18 protein-coding genes are annotated in these 23,366 nt (G+C 52.6%); 5 read left to right on the top strand and 13 right to left on the bottom strand.

What is annotated here, in order from left to right; all coding sequences use genetic code 11:
* Position 1: 1 nt before the first annotated feature.
* Positions 2 to 2,293, top strand: coding sequence for a phosphatidylglycerol--membrane-oligosaccharide glycerophosphotransferase (gene opgB, locus MWH02_RS11730; RefSeq protein WP_101762201.1), 2,292 nt, complete (start codon positions 2 to 4; stop codon positions 2,291 to 2,293).
* Here the strand turns inward: opgB and MWH02_RS11725 are convergent.
* Positions 2,290 to 3,003, bottom strand: a complete 714-nt coding sequence (locus MWH02_RS11725) for a GNAT family N-acetyltransferase (protein WP_271460695.1) — start codon at positions 3,001 to 3,003, stop codon at positions 2,290 to 2,292. The two genes, opgB and MWH02_RS11725, sit on opposite strands and share 4 nt — an antisense overlap.
* A gap of 107 nt (positions 3,004 to 3,110) precedes the next feature.
* Here MWH02_RS11725 and pdxR point away from each other — a divergent pair, with 107 nt between their 5' ends.
* Positions 3,111 to 4,559, top strand: coding sequence for a MocR-like pyridoxine biosynthesis transcription factor PdxR (pdxR, locus tag MWH02_RS11720; protein ID WP_271460694.1), 1,449 nt, complete (start codon positions 3,111 to 3,113; stop codon positions 4,557 to 4,559).
* Here pdxR and MWH02_RS11715 read toward each other — a convergent pair.
* The 4 genes from MWH02_RS11715 to MWH02_RS11700 all read right to left on the bottom strand — a co-directional run bounded on the left by MWH02_RS11715 (position 4,556) and on the right by MWH02_RS11700 (position 8,370).
* The gene (locus MWH02_RS11715; RefSeq protein WP_137385100.1) at positions 4,556 to 5,068 is read right to left on the bottom strand and encodes an RcnB family protein; all 513 of its coding nucleotides are present in this window, start codon (positions 5,066 to 5,068) and stop codon (positions 4,556 to 4,558) included. The genes pdxR and MWH02_RS11715 overlap by 4 nt on opposite strands.
* Positions 5,069 to 5,224: 156 nt before the next feature.
* Entirely contained in the window at positions 5,225 to 6,370 is a 1,146-nt protein-coding gene (locus MWH02_RS11710; protein WP_271460762.1) for a serine hydrolase domain-containing protein, read from the bottom strand.
* Positions 6,371 to 6,553: 183 nt separating this feature from the next.
* Positions 6,554 to 7,336 (bottom strand): MetQ/NlpA family ABC transporter substrate-binding protein, encoded by a 783-nt coding sequence (locus MWH02_RS11705; protein WP_271460693.1) that lies wholly within the window; start codon positions 7,334 to 7,336, stop codon positions 6,554 to 6,556.
* Between the two features lie 17 nt (positions 7,337 to 7,353).
* Positions 7,354 to 8,370, bottom strand: coding sequence for an isopenicillin N synthase family dioxygenase (locus tag MWH02_RS11700; protein ID WP_271460692.1), 1,017 nt, complete (start codon positions 8,368 to 8,370; stop codon positions 7,354 to 7,356).
* Positions 8,371 to 8,585: 215 nt separating this feature from the next.
* Between MWH02_RS11700 and MWH02_RS11695 the strand changes: the two genes are divergently transcribed.
* On the top strand, positions 8,586 to 9,263 hold the full coding sequence (locus tag MWH02_RS11695; protein WP_101762207.1) for a YecA/YgfB family protein: 678 nt from the start codon (positions 8,586 to 8,588) through the stop codon (positions 9,261 to 9,263).
* Between the two features lie 80 nt (positions 9,264 to 9,343).
* Here MWH02_RS11695 and MWH02_RS11690 read toward each other — a convergent pair whose 3' ends face one another.
* Both MWH02_RS11690 and MWH02_RS11685 read right to left on the bottom strand, forming a co-directional pair.
* Positions 9,344 to 10,393 (bottom strand): DUF1176 domain-containing protein, encoded by a 1,050-nt coding sequence (locus MWH02_RS11690; protein ID WP_271460691.1) that lies wholly within the window; start codon positions 10,391 to 10,393, stop codon positions 9,344 to 9,346.
* An 83-nt stretch (positions 10,394 to 10,476) separates the two neighbouring features.
* Positions 10,477 to 11,370: a LysR family transcriptional regulator gene (locus MWH02_RS11685; protein WP_271460761.1), complete on the bottom strand. Its 894-nt coding sequence runs from the start codon at positions 11,368 to 11,370 to the stop codon at positions 10,477 to 10,479.
* An 88-nt stretch (positions 11,371 to 11,458) separates the two neighbouring features.
* Between MWH02_RS11685 and MWH02_RS11680 the strand changes: the two genes are divergently transcribed.
* Positions 11,459 to 12,238, top strand: a complete 780-nt coding sequence (locus MWH02_RS11680; protein WP_271460690.1) for an NAD(P)H-dependent oxidoreductase — start codon at positions 11,459 to 11,461, stop codon at positions 12,236 to 12,238.
* 30 nt (positions 12,239 to 12,268) lie between these two features.
* Here MWH02_RS11680 and MWH02_RS11675 read toward each other — a convergent pair whose 3' ends face one another.
* The 4 genes from MWH02_RS11675 to MWH02_RS11660 form a co-directional block, all read right to left on the bottom strand.
* On the bottom strand, positions 12,269 to 12,598 hold the full coding sequence (locus MWH02_RS11675) for a DUF1493 family protein (protein ID WP_008107769.1): 330 nt from the start codon (positions 12,596 to 12,598) through the stop codon (positions 12,269 to 12,271).
* A 128-nt stretch (positions 12,599 to 12,726) separates the two neighbouring features.
* Positions 12,727 to 13,113 (bottom strand): DUF1090 domain-containing protein, encoded by a 387-nt coding sequence (locus MWH02_RS11670; protein WP_271460689.1) that lies wholly within the window; start codon positions 13,111 to 13,113, stop codon positions 12,727 to 12,729.
* A gap of 184 nt (positions 13,114 to 13,297) precedes the next feature.
* Positions 13,298 to 16,816 (bottom strand): AAA domain-containing protein, encoded by a 3,519-nt coding sequence (locus MWH02_RS11665; protein WP_271460688.1) that lies wholly within the window; start codon positions 16,814 to 16,816, stop codon positions 13,298 to 13,300.
* Between the two features lie 1,580 nt (positions 16,817 to 18,396).
* Positions 18,397 to 19,332, bottom strand: a complete 936-nt coding sequence (locus MWH02_RS11660) for an aromatic alcohol reductase (RefSeq protein ID WP_271460687.1) — start codon at positions 19,330 to 19,332, stop codon at positions 18,397 to 18,399.
* A gap of 85 nt (positions 19,333 to 19,417) precedes the next feature.
* On the opposite strand from MWH02_RS11660, the gene MWH02_RS11655 reads away from it, so the two are divergent.
* Positions 19,418 to 19,819, top strand: coding sequence for a winged helix-turn-helix transcriptional regulator (locus MWH02_RS11655; protein ID WP_192235511.1), 402 nt, complete (start codon positions 19,418 to 19,420; stop codon positions 19,817 to 19,819).
* 991 nt (positions 19,820 to 20,810) lie between these two features.
* Here MWH02_RS11655 and MWH02_RS11650 read toward each other — a convergent pair.
* Both MWH02_RS11650 and MWH02_RS11645 read right to left on the bottom strand, forming a co-directional pair.
* On the bottom strand, positions 20,811 to 21,665 hold the full coding sequence (locus MWH02_RS11650) for a helix-turn-helix domain-containing protein (RefSeq protein WP_271460686.1): 855 nt from the start codon (positions 21,663 to 21,665) through the stop codon (positions 20,811 to 20,813).
* A 622-nt stretch (positions 21,666 to 22,287) separates the two neighbouring features.
* Entirely contained in the window at positions 22,288 to 23,250 is a 963-nt protein-coding gene (locus tag MWH02_RS11645) for an SDR family NAD(P)-dependent oxidoreductase (RefSeq protein WP_271460685.1), read from the bottom strand.
* Between the last annotated feature and the right edge of the window lie 116 nt (positions 23,251 to 23,366).

Below are 23,366 nucleotides of genomic sequence, written 5' to 3'. Positions count from 1 at the left end.
GTTGTCCGAATTGGTTTCGGTTGTACTCTTTTTGGCTGCGATTGCAGTCTACTCCTTCAAAGCCGGGCGAAATAAATTTTGGTTTAGTCTGATCCTGCTGCTGCTCACGCTGTTTATCGTGCTTAACGTCACGCTGGTCGCCAGCAACTATTTTACCGGCGATGGCATTAATGACGCGGTGCTGTATACCCTGACCAACAGCCTGACCGGCGCGGGCGTGAGCAAATATGTCGTGCCAGCCATCGGACTGATCATCGCGCTGTTCTCGCTATTTTGCCTGCTTTCATGGTTACTGCGCCGCCGTAAGCGGCCGCATCACCTCGGCTGGAGTTTGCTGGCGATTGCCTGTGCTGCGGGTTCGGTACAAACCACGCCTGCGTTCCGCCAGGTGAAAGAGCTGATCGCCTCACATTCGCGCCTCGCCGATTCGGACTTCGAAACCTATTACAAAACGCCTAATAAGGTGATCGCCGAGCCAAAGCTCAACCTGGTCTACATTTATGGCGAAAGTCTTGAACGCACCTACTTCGATCAGCAGGCATTTCCCGGTCTGGCCCCGGAACTCAGCCGCGAAAAAGATAACAGCATCGATTTCAGCCAAACCGAACAATTGCCTGGCACTGATTACACCATCGCGGGCATGGTGGCTTCACAGTGCGGCATCCCGCTGTTTGCGCCTTTTGATGGCAACGCCTCGGCCTCGCTCTCCAGCTTCTATCCGCAGAATATTTGTCTGGGCGACATCCTGAAAAACTCTGGCTATGAGAACTGGTTTATTCAGGGCGCCGATTTACGCTTCGCCGGTAAAGACACTTTTCTGCTGTCGCATGGCTTTGATGCGGCCAACATGTATGGCTCGCAGGAGCTGAAAAGTCGCGTCGCCGATCCCGGCTATCGTAATAACTGGGGCTACTACGATGACACGGTGATGGACGAGGTGTTTGAGAAATACGAAGAGCTGTCGCGCGCGCAAAAACGCTTCGCATTGTTCACCCTTACCGTCGACACCCATCACCCGGATGGTTTTATCTCGCGCAGCTGCCAGCGTAAAAGCTACAGCTATGATGGCAAACCAAACCAATCCTTTAGCGCGGTCGCCTGCTCGCAGGAGCATGTGGCGCGTCTGATTGAACGCATCAAAGCGTCGCCGTGGTTTAAAAACACCATCATCGTGGTGACCTCCGATCATCTGGCGATGAATAACACCGCGCATCAATATCTGATCAAGCAGCCGCGCCGTGACCTGTTTATGGTGATTCGTGGCGATCAGCCTCAGGCGGAAGTGCTCGACGCCAAACGCAGTACGCTGGATAACGGCGCCACGGTGCTGGATATTCTCGGCGGGGATAACGCGATTGGACTTGGTCGCAGCGGCCTCTCTTCCACCTCGCTGTCAACCGAGTTTGAAGACATGGCGAAGCGCGTCACGGCGTGGAAAGCGGATATTATTCAACTGTGGAATTTCCCCAGTAAGATGGACAGCTTTACCGTCGATCAACAAAAAAACACCTTCACCTTCTCCGGCGCAACCTTCAAATTGCCGATTCTGTTCCGCGTCTCCGATAAGCATGTTGAACCGCTGCCCGAAGGCGAATACGCGGAGCCACTGCGTTATCAGCTGGCTAAATTTGCTGCCGACGACAAATTCGTTTGGGTCGATCGCTGCTTTAAAATGGCGCGCCTGTGGCAGCCAGATTTAGCTCTGTCGAACGATTTGTGTGTTTCGATGGGACAGATGGGCGCCAAACCGAGCGTTACCCGCATTGATAAACCGCAGTGGAAAGCGAAAGTCAGCTTCCCCAAAGCCGAAGTGAGTGCGGCAACCTTCCAGCTCAACGAGCAGCAGATTCGGATTGAAGACAATGCGATTCGCTACAACGCAGACCGCTTCCTGTTATCAGTGCCTGGCGCGCCAACCAGCGTGAAGAGTTTTAAAGGGATATCTCGCCCGGAAGAGTGGGGACGCTGGTCAAATGCCAATCTGGCGCCGGAAGTGAATATTGAGTACACCGATCCGCTGCCAGAACGCTTTGATGTGGTGATCACCGCGCGGGCGTTCGGTCCGAATGCGCACCGTCCGATTCCGGTGCGCGTTGGCGATGAAGAGCAGCAACTGAATTTAGGTGAAGATTTCTCCACCACCACGCTGCATTTCACCAATCCAACCGGCAGCCGCAATTTGATCATTGCGCCGCCGGAGCCGCAGGAGTCAAATGTCGGCAATATTATCGGCCAGGATCCCCGCAAACTGGGGATCGGCATGGTGGATATAAAAATAATTCCGCAAAACTAACGTAGGTTGCGCAGCGCCTCCAGCTTTTCGCGTTGCGTCCCCTCCGCCGTAAAGTTCTCTGCCGCCAGCCAGCGTTCGAAGCCCTGTTTCACCTGCGGCCAATCGCTATCAATAATCGAGAACCAGCAGGTATCCCGGCTGCGGCCTTTATAGACAATCGCCTGACGGAAAGTCCCTTCGAACTGAAACCCTAAACGCTGTGCCGCGTTTCGTGATGGCTGGTTGCAGCTGTCGCACTTCCACTCATAGCGCCGGTAGCCCAGTTGCTCAAAGGCGTAGCGCATCAGCAGATAGTGCGCTTCAGTGGCCATGCGCGTTTGTTTGAGCAACGGCGAGAAGGCGACGTGGCCGATCTCCACCGATCCGTTTGTCGCATCGATGCGCATTAACGCCAGGCTACCGACCGCGCGGTTGCTAACGGGATCGATCACCGCGAAATGCATCGGATCACGTCCGTTTTCCAGCTGACGCGCATAGGCAATATAGGCCGCTTCATCGGCAAAAGGTTCGGCGAACATATAGGTCCAGTCACGGCCATCTTCAGCCAGCGCATAGGCAGCATAGAGTTCGCGGCCATGACGCTCGGCACTCAGCGGTTCAAGGCGGCAATAGTCACCGGTGAAGGTTTCATAGCTCGGCCAGGCGCGGGGTTGCCAATCTGGCAGCGGAAATCCTACCGGTTGTCCGTAATCATTCGTGTGTTGCGACATAGCTTAATTCCTTTATCAGTCAGGGCCAGAAACGCAGAGTGCCACTTTGCTGGTGTGTTAAAAAGCGCCACAATGGTTGAAATTGATGGATCCACGGAACCGCGTAAATGAGTGATATTGCACTGCATCGATTATTGTTGGCCCCGCTAGAGACCAACGGCGAGCTGACGCTGCAACAGCAGCTGTTCCAGCGTATCAAGCAGGCGATTCTGAGCGGCAAACTCGCTGCCGGTACGCGTTTGCCCGCAACACGCCAGCTGGCGCTGGATCTCGCGGTTTCACGCAATACGGTGATCGCCGTCTGGGCGCAACTGCAGGCTGAAGGATTTTTGCTGAGCGATCGCCAGGGCAGTCGCATCAGCAATATGGCGCAGCTACCGCAGGAAACTCAGCCGCCCGCCAGCAGCGAAATTGCCTTGTCACCGCGCATCGCTCAGTTGCGATCCAGCCATCGCACATTGAGTCAGGAGATGGCGCTACGGCCCGGCGTTCCTTCGTTAGCACATTTCCCGCTGGCTCAGTGGCGACGGGCGCTGAACCGCGTGATGCTGCATCAGCCGCAGCAACTGCTGGGCTATGGCGATCCGCTCGGCGAACGCACGCTACGCGCCGCGCTGGCGCAGCATCTGGCATTAGCGCGCGGCGTGCGCTGTACGCCCGAACAAATCGTGATTACCGAAGGCGCGCAGCAGGCATTAACGCTGTGCGTGGCGCTGCTCAGCAGCCCTGGCGACATCGGTTGGGTGGAGGAGCCGGGATATCGCGGGGCGAAAGCGGCGATGTGGCTGGGAGATATGCGTATTGAACCGATAGCGGTCGATGCACAAGGTCTGGCGCCGCAGCCGCAGGACTGGCAGCAGCGTCCGCCGCGCCTGATTTACACCACGCCAACGCACCAATATCCCACCGGCGCAATCATGAGCGCACCGCGTCGTCTGGCGCTGCTGGCGGCCGCGCGGCAACAGCAAACGTGGATTATCGAAGATGATTACGACAGCGATTTTCGTTACAGCGGCGAGCCAATCGCCGCCATGCAAGGCATGACGCAGCCAACGCCGGTGATCTACGTCGGCTCGTTCAGCAAAACGCTGTTTCCGGCGCTACGCCTCGGGTTTATGGTGTTGCCGCCGCAGCTGGTCGCGCCGCTGCGCCCTGCGCTGCATGAACTGCTGCGCGGCGGTAATCGTCCTGAGCAGCAGGCGCTGGCGCTGTTTTTACGCAGCGGTGATTTTAGCCGTCATTTGAGCAAAATGCGCCGTCTGTACCGCCAACGGCAGGCGACGTTGCGACAGGCATTACAGCAAACGTTTGGCGCACAGGTTCCGTTGCTGGGCGGCGAATGCGGCATGCATCTGGTGTTATCACTGGCTGCGGATCAAAACGATATGGCGTTGGTGGATCGGCTGATCCAGAGTGGCTACGCGCCGGGCGTGCTGTCGGGATTTTATCTCGGCGAGCAGAAGCAACAAGGGCTGGTGCTGGGTTACGGTAACACCAGCACCAGCCAGATTACGGCGGGCGTCGCGCAGTTAGCGCGTCTGCTGCGCAGGAATTAACCGCGGAAGAAGATTTCGCCTGATTTGCCCATCACGATCTTACCGGTGTCATCGGTGATCAGGATGTAGTTGGCATTGATGTACGCCCAGTGCGTGCCTGGCTGCGGCGCTGGCAGATGGCGTGGCTTCCACTCAACAATGGTGTACTGTTTTTTACGGTACTCATCTGGCACCACATCGCCCACTTTGTACTCTTTGTAGTCGATGATGATGGTGTTCAGATCGTAGTTGTTTGGCGCCGTCGCATTGCCGCTTTGCGGTGGACGAATCGGCGCGACATCGCCGCTGGATTCAGCCGGTTCATTGCTGACAGGCGCATCGGCGGCCGGCGCCTGAGCGGGTGCATCAGCGGCGGGTGCCTGGGTTTGCGCGTCGGGTGCGGTTTGCTGCACCTGTGGCGGCATGGGTACGGCGTCTGTTTGCTCGCCTTCCGCCAGCGCGGCCGGAGCAAGGCTTAAAGCGCCCAGAAAAATTCCTGCAGAAAGAAGATTGACGTGTGTCCTGCGCATGGGTGATTTCCACTCTGGTTAATTATTAACTGTCCATTTAACTGACACGTTAAGCACGCAGAAGGTTCCCCCGGCGCGCTTAGCGCGTCAAATTTCGCTGCTCAGCATACCTCAGCTCAGGCGCTTTTTGGCGCAGTAAAATTGCAAGCAACCATGTTAGTTTTTGTCGTGCGCTTTATTTGCCAGATCCATCAATAACGCGATGCCCAGATAGTTACTCCAGTTAAACGCGTTCTGCAGCACCACAATCGCATTGCCGTTCTGTTTATCAAAGCCAATAAAGCTGGAGTAACCGCCGATATAGCCAACCTGATAGGTAATCTGCTGATCGCCGTAGGTATCCGTAACCCAGGCGATATTTTGTGACTGATTGCCGTGCTGTTCGTAGCCGTGATTGACCTGCGCAAACGCCGCATTGAGCGAAGCGCCCGCGCCGTCATGCAGGTGCGCATCCAGATAGCGAATCAAATCGCGCGCGTTGCTGTAGAGGCTGGCGGCCGCCACCATATTGTTTTTAAACGCCCAGTCCGGCGTGATTTGCCCGCGAGGAATCAGCTTAGGCTGATCGCCGGCATGACCGAGCGCACGCCACGGATAGCCGCGCAGGCTCTGCGGCTTGAAGCTGCTGCTGGTCATGCCCAGCGGCTGGAACAGATTACGCTGCGCCAGCGTTTCGATGTCCTGATGGAAGCGATATTTAAGGATGTAGCCCAGCAGCGCATAGCCGAGATTGGAATAGCGCGCGCCAGGATGCGCGGGCGCGTCAAAGTCGACCAGATAATCCAGCACGGCATCGCTGTCGAGGTTGCCATAAAAGTTCTCGCCGCTACGCAGATAGCCCATAAATTTCATGAACATCGGCAAATCCATATCCTGACGCGGCAAGCCCGAGGTGTGCGTCACCAGCTGCAACAGCGTGATGCGTTTGGCATCGGCGCTCAGCGGCACGTTGGGCGGCAAAAGCGTCGCTAAGGTGTCGTTCCAGTGCAGTTCACCGCGATCCACCAGCTCAATAATCACCTCCGCGGTGATGCCTTTACTCAGCGAGCCGAGCGCAAATAAAGTGTCTGGCGTAATGGGATAACGGTGCAGCGCATCGGTGACACCAAAACTGTAGAATTCAGGCTGGCTGCGTTGATGGATAATGGCGATGCTGATGCCAGAAACCTGCTTTTGCTGCATGTAATGGCGCACGATGTCATCGACGTTTTCATTAAATGTCGCGTGTGAAAGATAGACTTTATCGCTGACGGGCGCGGAGGTTTGCGACAAGGTGCCGCAGGCGCTGAGCAATACGCTCATGCCCAGCACAATGATGCATATTGTTAAACGATGGCACAGCACCCGTTTATTCCTGGCGAAGGTAATCATGGCAATGGATTGAGCGAATTTTTATGTTTTATAAAGGGTGCGACGGGTGTTGGTGGCGAAATATAGCACAGAAGAAAGTCAGCGCCACCTGCCAAAAACAGGTGGCGGCGGGGATTATTGATTAACGGGAATAACCGATCCTTTATAGTGCTGGTTAATAAATTTAGCAGTTTGCTTTGACTCCAGATCTTTCGCTAGTTCCAGAATACGCGGATCGTGCGCTAGTTTCGGCGTGGTGACCAGCACGTTGGCATACGGATTATCTTTCGCCTGTTCCAGCGCCAGCGCATCCTTCGACGGCACTAAACCGGCCTGCAACGCGTAGTTGCCATTGATGATCGCCAACTGCGCATCATCCAGCGCGCGCGGCAGCTGCGGCGCTTCCACTTCGATAATCTTCAGATGGTGCGGGTTGTCAGTAATGTCTGCGGAAGTCACCAGCGTATTGGCGCTGCTGCTTTTCAGTTTGATCAAACCATTGGCCTGCAACAGATAAAGTGCGCGGCTCAGATTGGTGACATTATTCGGTACCGCCACCTGCGCGCCATCAGGCAGATCTTTCAGTGATTTCACTTTGTGCGAGTAGATGCCAAGTGGCTCAATATGCACGGTGGCGACCACAGAAAATTTCTCGCCCAGCGCTTTTTCCTGATCGCGCAGATAAGGCACATGCTGGAAGTAGTTGGCATCCACGTCACCGCGCGCCAGCAGTTCGTTGGCGTTGAGGTTGCCGTTGAGTTCAATCACTTTGAGATCGAGTTTCTTGTCGCTCTGTTTGATGTGGTTGAGGATTTCGCTGTGCGGTACGGCATCGGCCGCCACGCGCAGCGCGGCCGCCGAAGCGTAAGTGCTGAACACCGAAACCATCGCCAACGCTGCTATCACCTTTTTATTCATCTGCTTCCCTTAGTTTCTTATGATTTAACGCTATTGAGAGTGTCAGCGTAATAACGCTGCGCCACGTCGCGATGCGATCGCAAACGTCCTTTGAGATAGTTCCAGCCCACTTCACGCAGCAGCGGATTGCTGGGATCGCTGGTCGGTCCGTGCGCTTCTGCCGCTAGCTGCGGCGGTAATTGATACAGCGGCACTTCGGCGTCGAGCTGCGCGCCGAGGAAGAAAGCGATGGAGATGCGCTGCTGTTTTGCCGGCGGCGACACTACACGATGCACGGTGGCGCGCAGATAACCGTTGGTGGCGATCTCCAGCAGTTCGCCGATGTTCACCACAAAAGCACCCGGTTTCGGCAGCGCATCAATCCACTGATCTGGCGCGACTTCAACCTGCAATCCGGGTTGATCGTCCTGCAACAGAAAGGTCAGAAAGCCGGAATCCTTATGCGCGCCGACACCTTGCTGGCTGGCAGCGGCATCCTGACCCGGATAGCGAATCAGCTTCACATGTTCGTTGGGGTGCGTGCCGTACAGCGCATCGAAAGCGTCCGGCGGCAGCGACAGGGATTTGGCGAAGGCGCGCAGTAAACGCAGCGCCACGTCAGTCATCGCCTGCTGCCACGCGTGGATCACCGGACGCAGCTGCGGTAGCGCCTGCGGCCACAAATTGGGTCCTTGCAGCTGCTTCCACGCCGGATCGTCTGCTTGCAACGTCAGGGCGGCCCGTTCTGCACCGATATCAAACTGCTCACGCTGATCGCGCTGCTCACGGGTGTATTCCACGCCCGCGCGGTTGTAGCCACGAAAATGCGGTGAATGGATCATCGAAACGCGCTGCTTCTCTTCATCTGGCAAGGCAAAGAACGCGCGCGTGATGCTTTGCACGTTCTGCAGCAGCTGCGGATTGATGCCATGATTCACCAGATAGAAGAAGCCGACGTCTCGCGCGGTTTCGCGCAGCTCGGCGAGGTATTGCGCCTGTTCCGCATCCGGCAGTTCCAGCAGGGCTAAATCCAGTACCGGCAATGTGCTGGCCATACTTTTGCATCCTTCGTGCAGAAAAATTCTGCCTTTACGCTGCCATCTGCTGACAAATGCAGCCAATACTGTTGCGCGATAAGTTATGGCGAATCATTTTTAGGAGAGGTTCAGCAATCGATATGCAAAAAGCGATAAATCGCGCCCGCTTCCCGCTATAATCGCCGCCAATTAACTTTGGGCATGGCCCATCAATGAACAGCAGGAGACGCCGTATGAACCAGGGTCCGTTAACCGAAAAAGAGCTCAACTGGCTTGAAGATATGCTGGAGAAATACGGCAACGAACACTCGGTGGTGGATACCGCTGAGCTGGACGGCATGCTGACGGCGTTGCTCTCAGGCCCGAACGACATCGAACCGAGCGAATGGCTGGTGGCGATGTGGGGCGGCAAAAAGCACATTCCAAAGTGGTCGAATGAGCGCGAGATGGATCGCTTTATGACGCTGACCTTCCAGCATCTGAACGACATCGCCGAGCGTCTGGCCGAGTTCCCGGAGCAGTTTGATCCGCTGTTTGGCACCCAAGAGATGGAAGGCCAGGAATTCACCGTGGTGGAAGATTGGTGCTATGGCTATTTGCGCGGCGTGGCGCTGGATGCGGACTGGTCGCTGCTGCCAGAATCACTGCAGCCGATGATGGATACGATTGCCTTGCACGGCAGCGAAGATCATCTGGCGAAGCGCGAAGCCTTCACGCCGGAAGAGTTTGAAGCCAGCATCGAGGCGATTCGCCCCGCGGCGCTGGAGCTGCATGAATACTGGCAGGAACAGCGCATGGCGCAGCCCGATCCTGAACCTCAACTGCCGCACTTTGCCGGCGAGAAAACCGGCCGTAACGATCCTTGCCCGTGCGGCAGCGGTAAAAAATATAAGCAGTGCTGCGGTAAATAATATTTGCACCTTCCGTAGCGGCGCAATTTATTGCGCGTCCCTGGCCTTTTAATCGCGCCGCTACCGATATGTGCGTTTTTTCAGGGAGCCGGTTTCACCTCGGTCACCCAGGTTGACAACTGCCATGCGCCGCCCGCACGAATCGCGCGGCACATGCCGGTGGTGGCATCGCTGCTCTGCTCAAACGCTTTGCCATCCCACACCCACGCCGCTGTACTCCAGCAATCGCCGATGCCGCGCCCTTTCTGCGCTTCTGAGATCACACCTTCACTGTAATCAGAGCCGGAATCCGTCACCAGCTGCGGCGTGCCCTGCAATGCTTTATCGATCAGCCAATAGCCATAACCTTCGTTATACGCTCCGCGCCAGCACAGCGCGGCGATCAGCACATGCGCATCATCAACCGGCGTTAAGGTCAGCGGCTCCGCGCCCTCTTCCGGCTGATCGTCGGACGGAGCCAGATTGTCGCAGCTGTCGTCGTCGGTGAGTGAGGCGATCAGCTTTGGCTTCAACAGCGCCAGCTCATCGGCCGTCAACGGACGCGCATCGGCCTTAGCCACTTTTACCTGCTGAATCACCGGCATCGCCATCGCTGCCGGTACGCTGCTTTCCGGCTTGTTCCCTTTGCGCACCAACGCGCCCGGCGTACTAAGACGACCTTGCGCATCATCCATCTTCAGCAGCACCGCAAATGCGCCATTACTGGAGAGATCGAAAGGCTCATCACCACCGCGAAACTCCACTTTGCCGCTGCCTTTAATGCCGTTAATTAGCGCCTGGGTTTGTTCATCCGTCAGCGTCCATTCGTCGTTATCGGCTTTCGCCACGTCGCCCAGCGCACGATCATCAATCCACAACGCTAAGTTGTTCACCACTTTAGAATCGTCATCGCCGGTATCGGCCAGCACCACGCGACCATGCGTCACCGCATTCGCTCCGCCCGCGCGTACCAGCAACACCGAGCCGCCCGCGCCCTCTTCAGCGCTGTAACCGGCGGCACGACAGGTCAGCGTGTTATCGCAAGCCAGTTCCCAGTCTTTGTGGCTAAAGGAGACGCCGTCTTGATCTGCCAACAGCGGCGCACTCATGCTGGCAAGTAGCGACATCGCCAGCAGCAATCGGGTAATCATGCCATCTCTCCATAATGGTAAAGGTGGCTAGTGTGATGATTTTTGTGACGCGGGAGAAGTGAATTTTTGGCGGCGATGCTGATTTAAAGCGCCGCCACAATCTGCTGCCGCAACCACTGCTGGGCCGGATCGCGGTGCAGACGTTCATGCCACAGCAGCAAAATATCAAAGCCTGGCACCTCCAGCGGCAGATCGACAACCGCGAGGTGCGAATCGTGACGCACCAACCGCTCGGGCAGTACCGCCACTAAATCACTGCTCGCCAGCGTTTCCTGCATAAACAAGAAGTGCGGCACCGACAGCACCACGCGGCGTGAACGCCCGAGCTTCGCCAGCGCATTATCGGTGGCGGCGCTAAAGCCACCGCCATCGGGCGATACCATGACAAATTCCAGCTGACAGAATTGATCCAGCGTCGGTGGACGTTGCAATTGCGGGTGATCGCGCCGTCCCGCCAGCACATAGCGCTCGCTGAACAGTTTGCGTTGATGCAGCGTCGGCGGCGCGTTATCGCCCGTATGAAACACCACATCCAGCTCACCTTTTTCCAACTGCTGTGCTACCAGCGGCGGATTCAGCGCCAATATCGCCATACGACTTTGCGGCGCAGCTGCGCGGATCAGGTTGAGCGCGGGCAGCACCAACGCCGACGAGGTGTAATCGGTGGCGGCGATGCGCCAGGTGATATCGGCATTGGCCGGATTAAAGGTATCGGGCGGCGCTACCGCACGCTCAACCGCTTCCAGCGCCAGACGCAGCGGCTCACGCAAAGCTGCTGCGCGCGCCGTTGGCAGCATGCCACGCGGCCCCGGTAACAATAGCGGATCGTCAAAATGCCTACGCAATCGCGCCAACTGAGCGCTGACGGAAGGCTGCGAGAGATGCAAACGCTGCGCCGCGCGCGTGACGTTGAGTTCGCTTAACAGCACGTTGAGCGTCTGCAGCAGATTCAAATCCAGCGAGTCGATATTCACTATGGCTATACCTGGGATAACAGCAATTGATTTCCACTATAGTCAGCGCCGACTTAATCTGCAGTGGTTTTCATCTCACAGGATTAAGCCCATGAATGTACTGATTGTGTATGCCCATCCGGAACCGCGTTCGCTGAGCGGTTCACTTAAAGACTTTGCCGTGCAGCATCTGCAGCATGCCGGACATCAGGTGCAGGTCTCTGATCTCTATGCGATGCAGTGGAAAGCGCCGCTCGACGCTGCCGACACGCGCGCCCCATTAGTGGGCGACCACTTCGATGCGACGCTGGATTCTCGCTTCGCCTACGATCATCAGCTACAGGCCGCCGATATCGCCGCGGAGCAGGAAAAATTGCGCTGGGCCGATACGGTGATTTTCCAATTTCCGCTGTGGTGGTTTTCGATGCCCGCCATCATGAAAGGCTGGTTTGACCGCGTTTACGCCAACGGTTTTGCTTACGGCGTGGGCGAGCACAACGAACAGCATTGGGGCGATCGTTACGGCGAAGGCAATCTTAGCGGCAAACGTGCAATGCTGGTGGTGACGACCGGCGGATGGGAATCGCACTACAGCCCGTGCGGCATTAACGGCCCGATCAACGATCTGCTGTTTCCGATTCAGCACGGCATGCTGTTTTATCCCGGCTTTAGCGTGCTGCCGCCGTTGGTTTTCTATCGGGTACAAAAGTCAGCAGCAGAACGATTTGCTGGCTGGTGCGATGCGCTGGCTACAAGGCTAGATACGTTGGCGGAAACCGCGCCAATTGCCTACCGTCAGCAGAACAGCGGCGACTATGAGATTCCTGCGCTGACCTTAAAGGCGGAGTTTGTCCTGGAAGAGAGTGGCTTTGGCGTGCATGTGAAGCGGTGAAAGGTGGCAGACTCGGCGCTGAGCCTGCTGTTACTCGTACAGCCAGCGCCCCGCTTTTGCTGATTCAATCAACATTCCCAGCGTGAAATCGGGTACCACCGGCACTTCACGCTTATTGAATGGATTGAGAATCTGCGCCAGCGAGGGCTCATCGGGATAGTAGGTTTCAATGACGAATCCGCCGCGATCGACGCTGAACTCGCCGAAGAACTCATCCATCAGCGCAGCGGCTTCTTCACGCTCGAAGTTAAGATCGCTATCGATATCAATCTGCGGCGTCAGCGTCTTTTGCTTAAACAGGTAAACGCCGTCGTAACGCCGCACCAGCTCGTAGATACGCTGCTCAATTTCAACTGTCATCGCTTCTGCACCTCCACTGATTTCACCGGAGCGCCATTCTGCCATGCAATCCCAACAGTTGGATGAAAAAAATCTCTGCAGGAGAATTTTGAGACAAAGAGCCAGTTTTCCCAGCCGGGATGCCTGGTTTATTGCGTTAATGCATCCCGCGCTTCTTTCAACTCATCTCGCGCGTCAGCCAGTTTACGCTGCTGCTTCTCAATTTTATCGCTGCGGCCTTTGGCCTGCGCTTCCCTTAGATCTTGTTCGCGCTCCTGCACTTTCAATTGCTTCTCGGCCACTTTCTGCTGGCGCGCTTTAAGCAAGCCGCTGTCGGTGCAGTTTGCATTGGTTTCGCGTAACGCCTTTTCCAGACCGGCGATGCGCGCAGCATTGCCATGCTCACGCGCCATCGCCAGCTCTTGCTGGATATCCTGCTTTTTAGCGGCGCAGCCGGTGGCTGGGTTGGCAGCCTGAACAGACGTCACGGTCAAAGCAGACAAAAGAATCGAAAGGGAAATCAGGGTGTTTTTCATGGTGAACTCTTGGTTTACGTTGACGGGCGCTATTATACGAAGAGTTCTTAAGAGGATCTTAAAGGTGCAAGCAACTTACTAAGCCGTTTCCATTAAGCTGCCGTTTGACGGTGAAAAAAGGCTTGGCGCTATTAATTTGATACACATAACGCCAAACTCACCTCGGACATGATGTGGCTCCGCCTCACAATTGGCGTTGAATCAAACTCGTGTGAATCGTTTTAATTTCACCTTTTAAGTTATCTCCGCGATACACCATCGACGTATCGTACCGTTGATACTTATCTTCTCGTGTGGCGCTAAACCAATTAAACGAACCAACACACAGTAAACGCTCGTCCCCAATTACGATTTTACTGTGAACGCGATTGACCAGCTTAGTAGTAACACCAAACTCATTCAGTTTTTCCAGTGCGCTGTGAAGCCGCCGCTGTTTTTCTTGACGCTTTTCATAATCACTATGTTCGGTATTGTAATGCTTGTCCGTCACCACAGTAATATCAACACCGCGAGCACGTGCCTGAATCATTGAGTTTAAAAAGCCAGTTTGCTCAAGCATTTGCCAGGTCAACCAAGGAGAGACAATGGTAATGCTCTTCTCGATTGTACCCAATGTCTGATTCAGAAATGCATCATGCTGATCTACCCCATGTAGCGTAGAAACGGGCATCTGGGCTGCGTTCAAGTCTTTACGTACCTGAAATTCAAACGCTAATGCGTTGCTGTCTTGTGCAAACAAGTATTTTGCCAATAATCCTCTTGGCGAAGAGGCAGGTTGGATCTCAAATAAATCCATGTCCCCAAAGACCAGGAAACTATCTTTAGCGCGGGAGACCGCAACGTTCAACATGCTGCTGTCGCTGTCGATAAATCCACCATCCTCATGTTTGGAATAAACTGGGGAGAAGATCACGATTGCTCTTTCTGCACCTTGCAGGGAGTGAACAGTGCCGACGGTCAGTGAATCATCATCTCCACCACAGTTAATACCCAGCTTACTCAATGAGGCTCTAATAGCGTTCACCTGCGCCGAAAATGGCGTTACGATTCCCACCGTTTGATGCAGTGGTTTGTCATAATGATGCTCTATTTCTTCTTTATGGGTCGCCAGCCAAGCCGCTATTGTCTCGGCTTCACAAGTGTTGTATCGGCTGCCACCGTTTGCCCGTTTACCCAACCCATTAATATGCAGATAACCCATCGCTGGAAAAAGTGTCTCTTTTTCACCGCCCCGTTTTGGCTGTAACTTGCCGTGGTAGCAGAGCGCGTTACAGTAACCGATGATGTTATCGAAACAGCGGCGATGCTCATACAGATACATGCCGCGGGCCAGATCCGGGTCATACTGGTAGCGCGAGCTAAATTGGGCGATTTTCATCACGCTGCCCGATGCCGAGCTTTTCCCTGAATCACATATAAGCGCATAAGACTCCGCTAGCGCTTCCTGAGTACCGACAGGGAGGAGGTTCTCCTCAACCATATTGCCGATATCAATGCCCGGCAAACTGTTCCAGATGGGTGCGATCTGTTCCGTATCGCCAATTACTAACGCTTTTTTTGCTAATGCGAAGGAGGCTGCGGCTACCTCCGGCAATACCTGCCCCGCTTCATCAACAATTAATAAATCGGCAAAATTATAAAAATATCCGGATTCAAATTTCTTAGCGCCGCCAACATGTTCGCTGATGACCATATGACGAGGCAGCATGTAACAGGTCATCACCACACAAGGGGTGAGCTTCATTCTTCGATGCCAGCGAGCCAGGGTAGCTTTCGCCCCCTTACGACCTTTTTCCTTTCGAAGATCGCCAATGGCGGCCATGTCCATCAGCCATCGCCCCTCCCAGTAGTGAGATGCAGTAAGAAATGCCGGGAATCGGATAGCCGTATCGGCGAGCGCATCAGCCACAGCAAGGGTTATCTCATCTTTGCCCGCATGTCCCAGGGAAACCGAGAAACCATGCCAAACTCGCAGAGCTTCGCTTTCACGTCTGGAAACGTCCTGAGCAAAATCAATCTGCTGCTGGTACTTGGCCTGCTCTTTTTGGGCGCGAGCAATAAGCCCGTCGATATAAGCATCAACATCTTCCGGCGCTGAGCCCTTAAACTCGGCCATTCTTGTACCAAACGTAGTGTCGAGTAAGAGGTTAATCTGATAGTGGCGCTTTGTACGAACCGCGGGAATCCAGGAGAAGATCGCATAGAGCATCGACTCGCTGGCACGATACTGTTGCCACTGCTTTTTACCCTGAGTTAACAACGCAATGTCTTTTGTGCTATCGAGCAGTAGCTTACTTTTATCGTGAATATAAAGGTCGAGGTCTTCGCTAAGGTGGATCCGCTCCTCGCGAATGCGGATCAAATTCCCCCAAGCCTGCTCAATATGTTTAAGCTGAGCTAACTGCGTGGTTAATCGCTCATGTAGTAGATTCACAACTTGTTCTGGAGAACGGCATTCCGCAGATGGGAAGGCTACTTTTGCCCTCTCCAGATAAAGTACCAGCGCATCTTCAACGTATTCGGTAGATTCCACACGGTTGAAAAAGTCTTCAGTCTGGTACTGTTTAGCGGCCTCAGCTTCACGCATTTGAGAAGGGAAATAAGCACCATAACTTTTTAGTTCCGGTAGCCAGCGCCCGGCCATAGCCCCTGTTCCAGTGGAAAAGTCTTTACCGAAGGCCTCAATGATATTGGTAACGGCTTGGTTGTTGGTTGAGGTGGCAATCACTACCGGTGGTTCAGATTTGTTAAATGCCGCTTTAACCCATTCAGTAGCAATGATAGAGAGAACAAGTGTAGTTTTTCCAGTTCCCGGCGGACCATTGACGGCAAGGATATCGCCCGACTGCTGCGTGAGATAATGGTTAAGAGCGTCGCGCTGCGCCACAGCAAGCGGGAATTCATCTCCTGAATGGCCTAATCGCTCGCTGAATTTCGCATTAGATGCAAGCAACGGTTCCAGGATCGGCCTGGCAGCCGAAGCAAAGCGTGTTAATAGCGGAACCTCTTTCTTGCACACCCGAAGATGATCATACAGAGGGAGGATATGGCGGCTGGCACCGCCGGGCTGGTTGGCTTTTATAACGTAACCATATTCGGCGAGTTCATATTGCTCGTGGGTGGCGACCCATTGTCCGATTACGTATTCCAGCAAATTGCTTATTTCAGTCTGAAATTTTTGCCACTGCAGCTGATGCTTCTCATACCGCTGGGCTCGCTGCTCGTCATTTTCCTCTTCGTATTGCTGTTCGTAATCCACTTCAAAGGTGGTCGAGTTATGCGTGGTTTTATAACTATCATATTGCGCCATCTCGCCAATTGAGAAGGTGCCTTTTGGGAGAGGCTCTAATAGATCACGGGGGATAGTGGCCGATGAAGTAGGGAACAAAAAACCTTCGCGATTAAGTAGCGCAGATGATACCAGCGGTGTGACTATTCCAGGAGCGCCTGCCGTTCGCTCTTTGCCGTGCTGTAGCAAACGTAACCAGGCTTTAGGTCGTAGCACTACCTCAACGGTTTTTACCGTGTCACCTTCACCCTCAAAAAACGCATTAACAGTCTCTTCATCCAGCCGTCCCGTGCTGATGTCCACCCAACGAGTAAATTTATCCGCATCCTTACGCTCAAATGCCCCTTTCCCTGATTCGGCATCGGCTAAAGAATTACGCCAGTATGATGTGAATCCCAGAGTATTCCTGTCCATTATCCATCCCTTGACATAATAAAATTATTGATTTAATTGATATTAACGCAACCCATGGTTGAACATTGTCCACGATGAGAACGCGATCGCAATAATTTGTTTATGTTGCTAAGGGAGTGAGATTAGGTAAAAAGCCAGATTTCAGACACAAAAAAAGCCGCTCGTAAGCGACTTAATTTTGCATCAATCGATGGTGCGAAGGCCGGACTCGATAATCAATTCAAGCATTTGATTTTAAATAAAAAACAACAAAACACCACTGTTAATGCCCCCTTATGTGCCCCCAATTTTTTTTTGGCGAAATCTTCATAGATATCCTTTCACTAAATTTTTGTATTGCCCGTTTCAAGTAAAAGCCTGCTTAATGTGGCGGATTCGTTCTAAGGTTGAAATCCACATAATCATTTTCCACCTAAAAAAAGATTTTAATAATTATCCTTCACATTATTCACTTATTGATTTTTATTATTAGAAACATAAACTTATACTGTGAATGATTGGTGCAGGGTGACGATTATCATTCATATCAGGTGAAGTCTGGACGTAAAAAAACGGCTTTCGCCGGTAAATATCGTCATGTTGCTGTGGGATCATCGCACCTTAGCAGCTAATCGCTCATGCTCTATCCCTTGAGATCGAGATTGGATTGCACCACTGACTTTTTACGAGGCTTTAGTCAGTGATGCCCCGTGCTACCGAATGATGCTCTTAAGTAGCAGGTCAAACATATTTATGTTATGCGGAATCTTATGGCGGTTGGCCTCCATGTAAGCGCGATAGGAAGGATACAAATAGCGCTTAGAGGCTGAAGTGGCCGGATGCTCGCATTCTACTATTGAGTGCTCTTAGCTCTCACGCCCTGTGGATGGCTGAAATGCTGCATAAGCAGGCGCACTATAACAACGTTAAGCTCATCGCTGATTTTTCCTTTACCTGCGAATCGTGCTTGTTTGCCGGAATGATTTCCAGGAAGTGCAGGATAGCCGATGGCGCGCTATGACTGTTGGGCGTGCGAACTTGTCAGCGATTAGCCAATTACCGCAGTGCTTGCAAAGATCCCAGAGTAATGACCGATGCAAACATCACCTTATTCAGTCCGGCCAGCATGGTAGCGATTTACGCAATTATGCTTTTCCGCTGCCTCAGGCACCGGTTACTTCCAGAAAGTATTACTAGCCAAAGCGATTCGCTATAAATATAAACAGCCCAGAGAGAATAATGCTGAGCTTCTCCAGTCTGCGTCCGGCGGCAATGCGGCCCAGTTACAGCTTGAAAGTTGTTACCTGAGCTTGCAGCATCTCGCCTTCACCCGCAGAGCGTTTTAACCAATGTGTTGCATCTATCAGTTGAACTTACAGCCAGAAGCAGACATTGAGGAATTGATTTAGGGCGAAGGCGGGCCCTAAATATATTAGGGCTTTCATTTTAAGCTCTGGCTCTATGGATAGGTGGGTAAACCGCAATTTCAGCAAAATTGCAGTGGCTTTTTTTCTCTGAAGACAAGAGCAATAGATATTCACAGCGTCGGCATCTGATTTTGTTCTGCACCGCTTAAAATAGAGCTTAACAATACCGGAGTGCTACATGCCGTGCTGTTTTGCCAGCCATTGACTGGCCGTTGTAGTTGAAATTCTCTGACGGTGATTGTAAGTATTGCGCTTACTCCAGGCTACGCCGTCTGGCCGTGCGAAAGCAATTCGGTAATTTGCACCAATATCTTGCGGATTGTGCTGCGCATCACCCTGAAGCTGTTGCCTGTCCAGTAATTTTCTGTTTACTTTGATGCCCCAGTAAGCACTCATTAAATCCGCAAGCTCGCTGTAAGTCAGCGTATCACCTGCAATATAGACAATCTCGTTTTTGAAAGTGGGCTGATGGAAGAAAATGTCCGCAGTCAGCTTGCCAATGTCTTCTGGTGTGGTTAGCGTTACCGCGTGCTTCCAGTCTCCTAGGGCACAGACGGTTTTACTTTGCGCGTCAATCACACCAAAACCGGGCTCAAACAAATAGCTGGTAAAAATGCCTGTGGATACGATGACCCACGATGTTGCGTTTTGCTGGCGTAAAAGGTGGCGAACTTCGAGCTGTTCATCCCAAACTTGTTGACCGCTGCCTTTACCCACTACGTCATAATCAACGCCAAATTGCCATGGGAAGTAGCGGGCTACAGCCGCTTTGAATACCGCCTGCGTAATTTTTATCTGTGTTCCTGGCCCGCCGACAAAACCACTGCAGTTGATGACGGCGTCGAAAGCAGCAAATAGTTCACTCAGTTCATCAATACTGTTTTCCTGCAGATCGCCCTCTACTACAGCGATTCCAAGTTTCGTCAGTTCATCCAGCCGTGCCTTGCGCGAGCCAGAAATGGCATAAGCGGCTTCGCTTCTGAGTAACACGCTAATTTTTACATCGGTATGTTCCTGCACTTTATTGCTCATCGCTCTCAATACCTGAATACCAAGCTCGCCTGCACCGAGTACTAAAACAGTATCTTTAGGTTTCTTTTCAGTATTCATTGTTGCTTCCTGTTGTATTAAAACGTCATCCTGACAGCTGACATGACCTGGTTCAATTAGGCACACGCATGATACCGGAGGTGATATGGAGTCTGAGCGGGAAGCACTGTTGCAATTTTCCAGGGAATTTTGTGAGGAATTAAGCAACGATGATGAGGGCCTAAAACGTGAGATCCTGGCTCATGCAGGTAATCGCTGGTCGCTGGGCGTGCTGCATATTCTTGGTACTAACGGACCTCTTCGTTACGGAGAGTTACGCCGCTACCTTACGAGTGTCACTCAAAGAATGCTGACGCGAACACTGAGACATCTGGAGCGGGACGGGCTTATATCTCGCTATGATTATGAGGAAAAGTTGCCCCGGGTGGTTTATGCGATTACAGATATGGGAAAAGAAATGCTTCTGCGGATGCTACCTTTATGGTCTTGGATTATTACATCCGCAAGCTATTTCCGGGAAACAAGAGCACAGTATGACGGTGATTGAATCTTTTGGTGACAACATGACAAAAAGAGACTTGAGGAATTTTTGCATGTTAAAACTCTCTTCAAGAAAGCTGCAACGTGATATTGCAGCCTACATTGAGAGCCGATAGGTCTGCTTCTCGCTCATAGTAGACCTTGCCACGCGAGCATGTCCGCTTTGTGCTAAAAGCGGAAGTTGCAAACCTTAACTGGTAAGCATAAAAAAAAATACCTGCCCTCCGAGGAGGAGGGCAGGTACGAAACGCGGTGGTAGCGTACTGTGCTGTTATATAGTTTTCGACATTGTGAGGAAGACGCCTGACAATCCCGTTAGACATCCTCCTGTCACTGAGCAGTAGGATCGCTCACCTATGACACAACACTATCTATATTAATTACTTAAGAGTAAGTCACAAGCGTAAGCGGTAAATTAAAAAAAACGTCGGGTGAAAAAACCGGCGAGGGGGCGACATGTTTCGTGTCCATCTCAGCAGGCTTCGTGGAGGGCGATTTTAAAATTATCTGGCTTACCGCCTGATCCGTATCCGCGCAGAGACGACGAAAAACAGACGGGAAAGAATGGTCTGCTACAGCGCCGACGTTGCGCCGGTACTGGCAAACCATTTTCGGCAGCTACGGCTGGCAGGCTGTTCAGGCGGTGCGGCATGGGGGATACCAATGAGATCGATGGTGCCCCGAAAGAGTAGGCTGGTTTGCTGAAAAGCTTTAGCTCCTGCCCGTGCCGGTCCGTTTTATCCCTTCGGTAAAGTCGCTTAACTACGAGAGCGAATGCAACACCGGGCAGGTGACCGAACGAACAGTGACTACGAAGAAAAAAGCGTACCTGTCAGACTCTGAGCAACATGCACAGCCTGGTAAGTTCCTGCGGATTTCTGGTCCGTGCCAGAAGAATATTTCTTCACGACAGGGCAGTCTCTGTAATTAAGTCCTGGTCGTAAATAGCCCAGGCTGCTAAGCACTAAAATCCGAGATCCTGCTGATTAATTAACGAATCAGTTTGAGCTTTTTTTGTCAGTTACAGGTATGTAATAACTCCCCCGGAAGCTTAACTCACCTTTATAAGACTCCTCCTTACTTTCACATATGAAAAAATCTTTTCCGATCCGGCGGGCTTCGCGTCTGAATGGCATAATATGCCCGTAAATATTTACCTGCATTTCTGTCAACTGCTCAGGTGTTCCCTGAAAAGGAAACCGTAGAAATGTTGCATCTCCATCTGAAGTGGTATGTCCTTCCGGAATATCGGTTGCTAACGTCAGGCTGAATTTTAGTAGTTCAGCGTTACTGGGAGACTGTTCACACATTGCAGCGAAGGTTAGCGTAAACACCTCATTCGGCATTTTTCCGGCGATGCGAAATAATTCCTGGCGCTGCTCTTTGTGGAATCGCACATTCCCAAGGTCTGTAGTGTTACAGGTATAGCTCAGACTGATACCCGGTAATGAATGCAGACTTGCCCTAATGCGCTGCGGGGCTGGCAATACTGGATATTCTCCGGTGAATTCTGGGATCAACCCAACAAAACTCCAGAATTCAGACTCACGATAACGACCTGGTGCCAGACCAAATTGACGCTTGAAGGTGCGGGTAAACGTTTGCTGCGTACTGAAACCCAGCCTGTCCACTATTTCGATAACGGTAAGGCTGGTCATTTTCAGCATGATTGCAGCCCTGTATAGCTTTCTTTGGCGAATGTAGGAGGCGAGGGTAAGTCCAGTTTCAGCCCTGAAGAGTCGCTGAAGATACCACTTACTGTATCCAGCACTTACAGAAACATCATCCAGAGAAACTTTCTGGTCAAGATTTTTTTCAATCCAGATCAATAAATCCCGCGTAAAGCTGTTCATTACCAATTCCAAAAAATGTACGGATAACCGTCTGTGTTCTGATTAGAATATTCTCGCCAGATATCAGCGATAATGGCGCCCGCTACGTCATTCACTTAGTTTCAGTCACACGCATGCTTTTAAATGACACTCTGAGAAAATGTATGGCCTGAAGTTAAATCAACACGCTGTCCAGTAAATCCTTTCTGATATTTCTGGCTTATTGAATTAATCTATTAACTTTTTACATATTTTAAATTCCAGGGGGTATTGTGTAACTGACGGCTGTTGTTTCTCTGACATCGCCTACCCCATAATTTCGTATCTGAAAAAGGTGTTCTTTTCTCATTTCGTCTCGTAGAATCGCCCGCTGCGCATCGTTGTGAAGCGTAGCGGGCAGGAGCCGTTCATTGCTTGCCGCTTTTATCCTAATCGGACAGTCGAGATCATGACTTTAAGTCGTATTGGAAATTATTGAGACAATTTTTAGTCCGCCTTACTGAGGTGCCCTCACTTTTTTAAATTGAGTTGCCTGAGCGTATTGCTAGCGGTAAACGGTCAGCGAATAAACATTTCAGAATTTCAGAATTAAGGGCGATGGTGTGCACGTGACGTGTGGACACCATCACTTATTGTCAGATCATTATTTGCTGTCAAACGCGTCAATCCCGGTAAGATGAGCGGAAAGCGCCCAAAGTCGTCTGGCTTGTTCAGGATCTGCGGCATAAGGCCGGACGCCGACAAAGGATGGGGGTTCGCTTTCGTCTAACGATGCGATGTCACAGTCTTCGCAATACAAACCTCCCATGCCAGCTAACTGCGGAGCTGTTGCGGCCCAAACCTGGGTAGCCGCACCCTGTTGCGGTGTCTTAAAAATTGCATCAACAGGATTGCCGTCAGCGTCTAGCCAGCCGGCGGCGATCATTTCGTCCTGTGGCAGATGACGCTGGAGCGGTGTGAGAATCGCACCGGGATGAAGGGAGAAAGCACGGACACCCTCGCGCTGACCAAGCCGATCAAGGTGGACAGCAAACAACGCAGTGGCCGTCTTCGACTGACCATAGGCCAGCCACTTATCGTAGTCCTTTGTAAACTGCACATCGTCCCAGCGGATATCTGATTGGTGATGCCCTGCCGATGACACTATGACCACCCTTGCACCACCCTTGAGCGCAGGCCATAGCAAATTTACAAGTGCGTAATGCCCCAGATGATTTGTGGCAAATTGTGCCTCCCAGCCTGCCCCTACTCGGGTTTCCGGACAAGCCATGATTCCTGCGCTGCCGATCAGGATGTCGATGTGTCGATTGCTGGCCAGGAAACGCTGCGCGAAATCATGCACGCTGGTCAGGTCGGAAAGATCCAGCTGCTCAATTTCAACATTGGATATTCCATTAGTCTTTGCACGCGCAGCTTCAACATCGCGTGCTGCAACAACGACACGCGCACCCGCATCGGTCAGTGCCCGTGTCGTCTCAAGACCCAGACCGGAATGCCCACCAGTCACTATAGCGGTGGTTCCGGATAGATCGTGCCCTTCAAGTATCTCTGCTGCGGTGGTTGCCGCTCCAAAACCCGATTGGATGGGAGATTGTTTGCTGATCATGTCGTGTCCTTAAGAATCTGACGGGGAAGAGGGGAAAAGATCAACGGTCAACATACGATCGATGACCATGATCTGATACCAGTAGATGTCACCACCGGTGAGGTGCGGCTCCGGGC

The sequence above is a fragment of the Pantoea leporis genome (assembly GCF_028048155.1).
Taxonomy (GTDB): Bacteria; Pseudomonadota; Gammaproteobacteria; order Enterobacterales; family Enterobacteriaceae; genus Pantoea; species Pantoea leporis.
The sequence above is the reverse complement of the archived record's forward strand: the minus strand, read 5'-3'. Positions and strand labels throughout refer to the sequence as shown.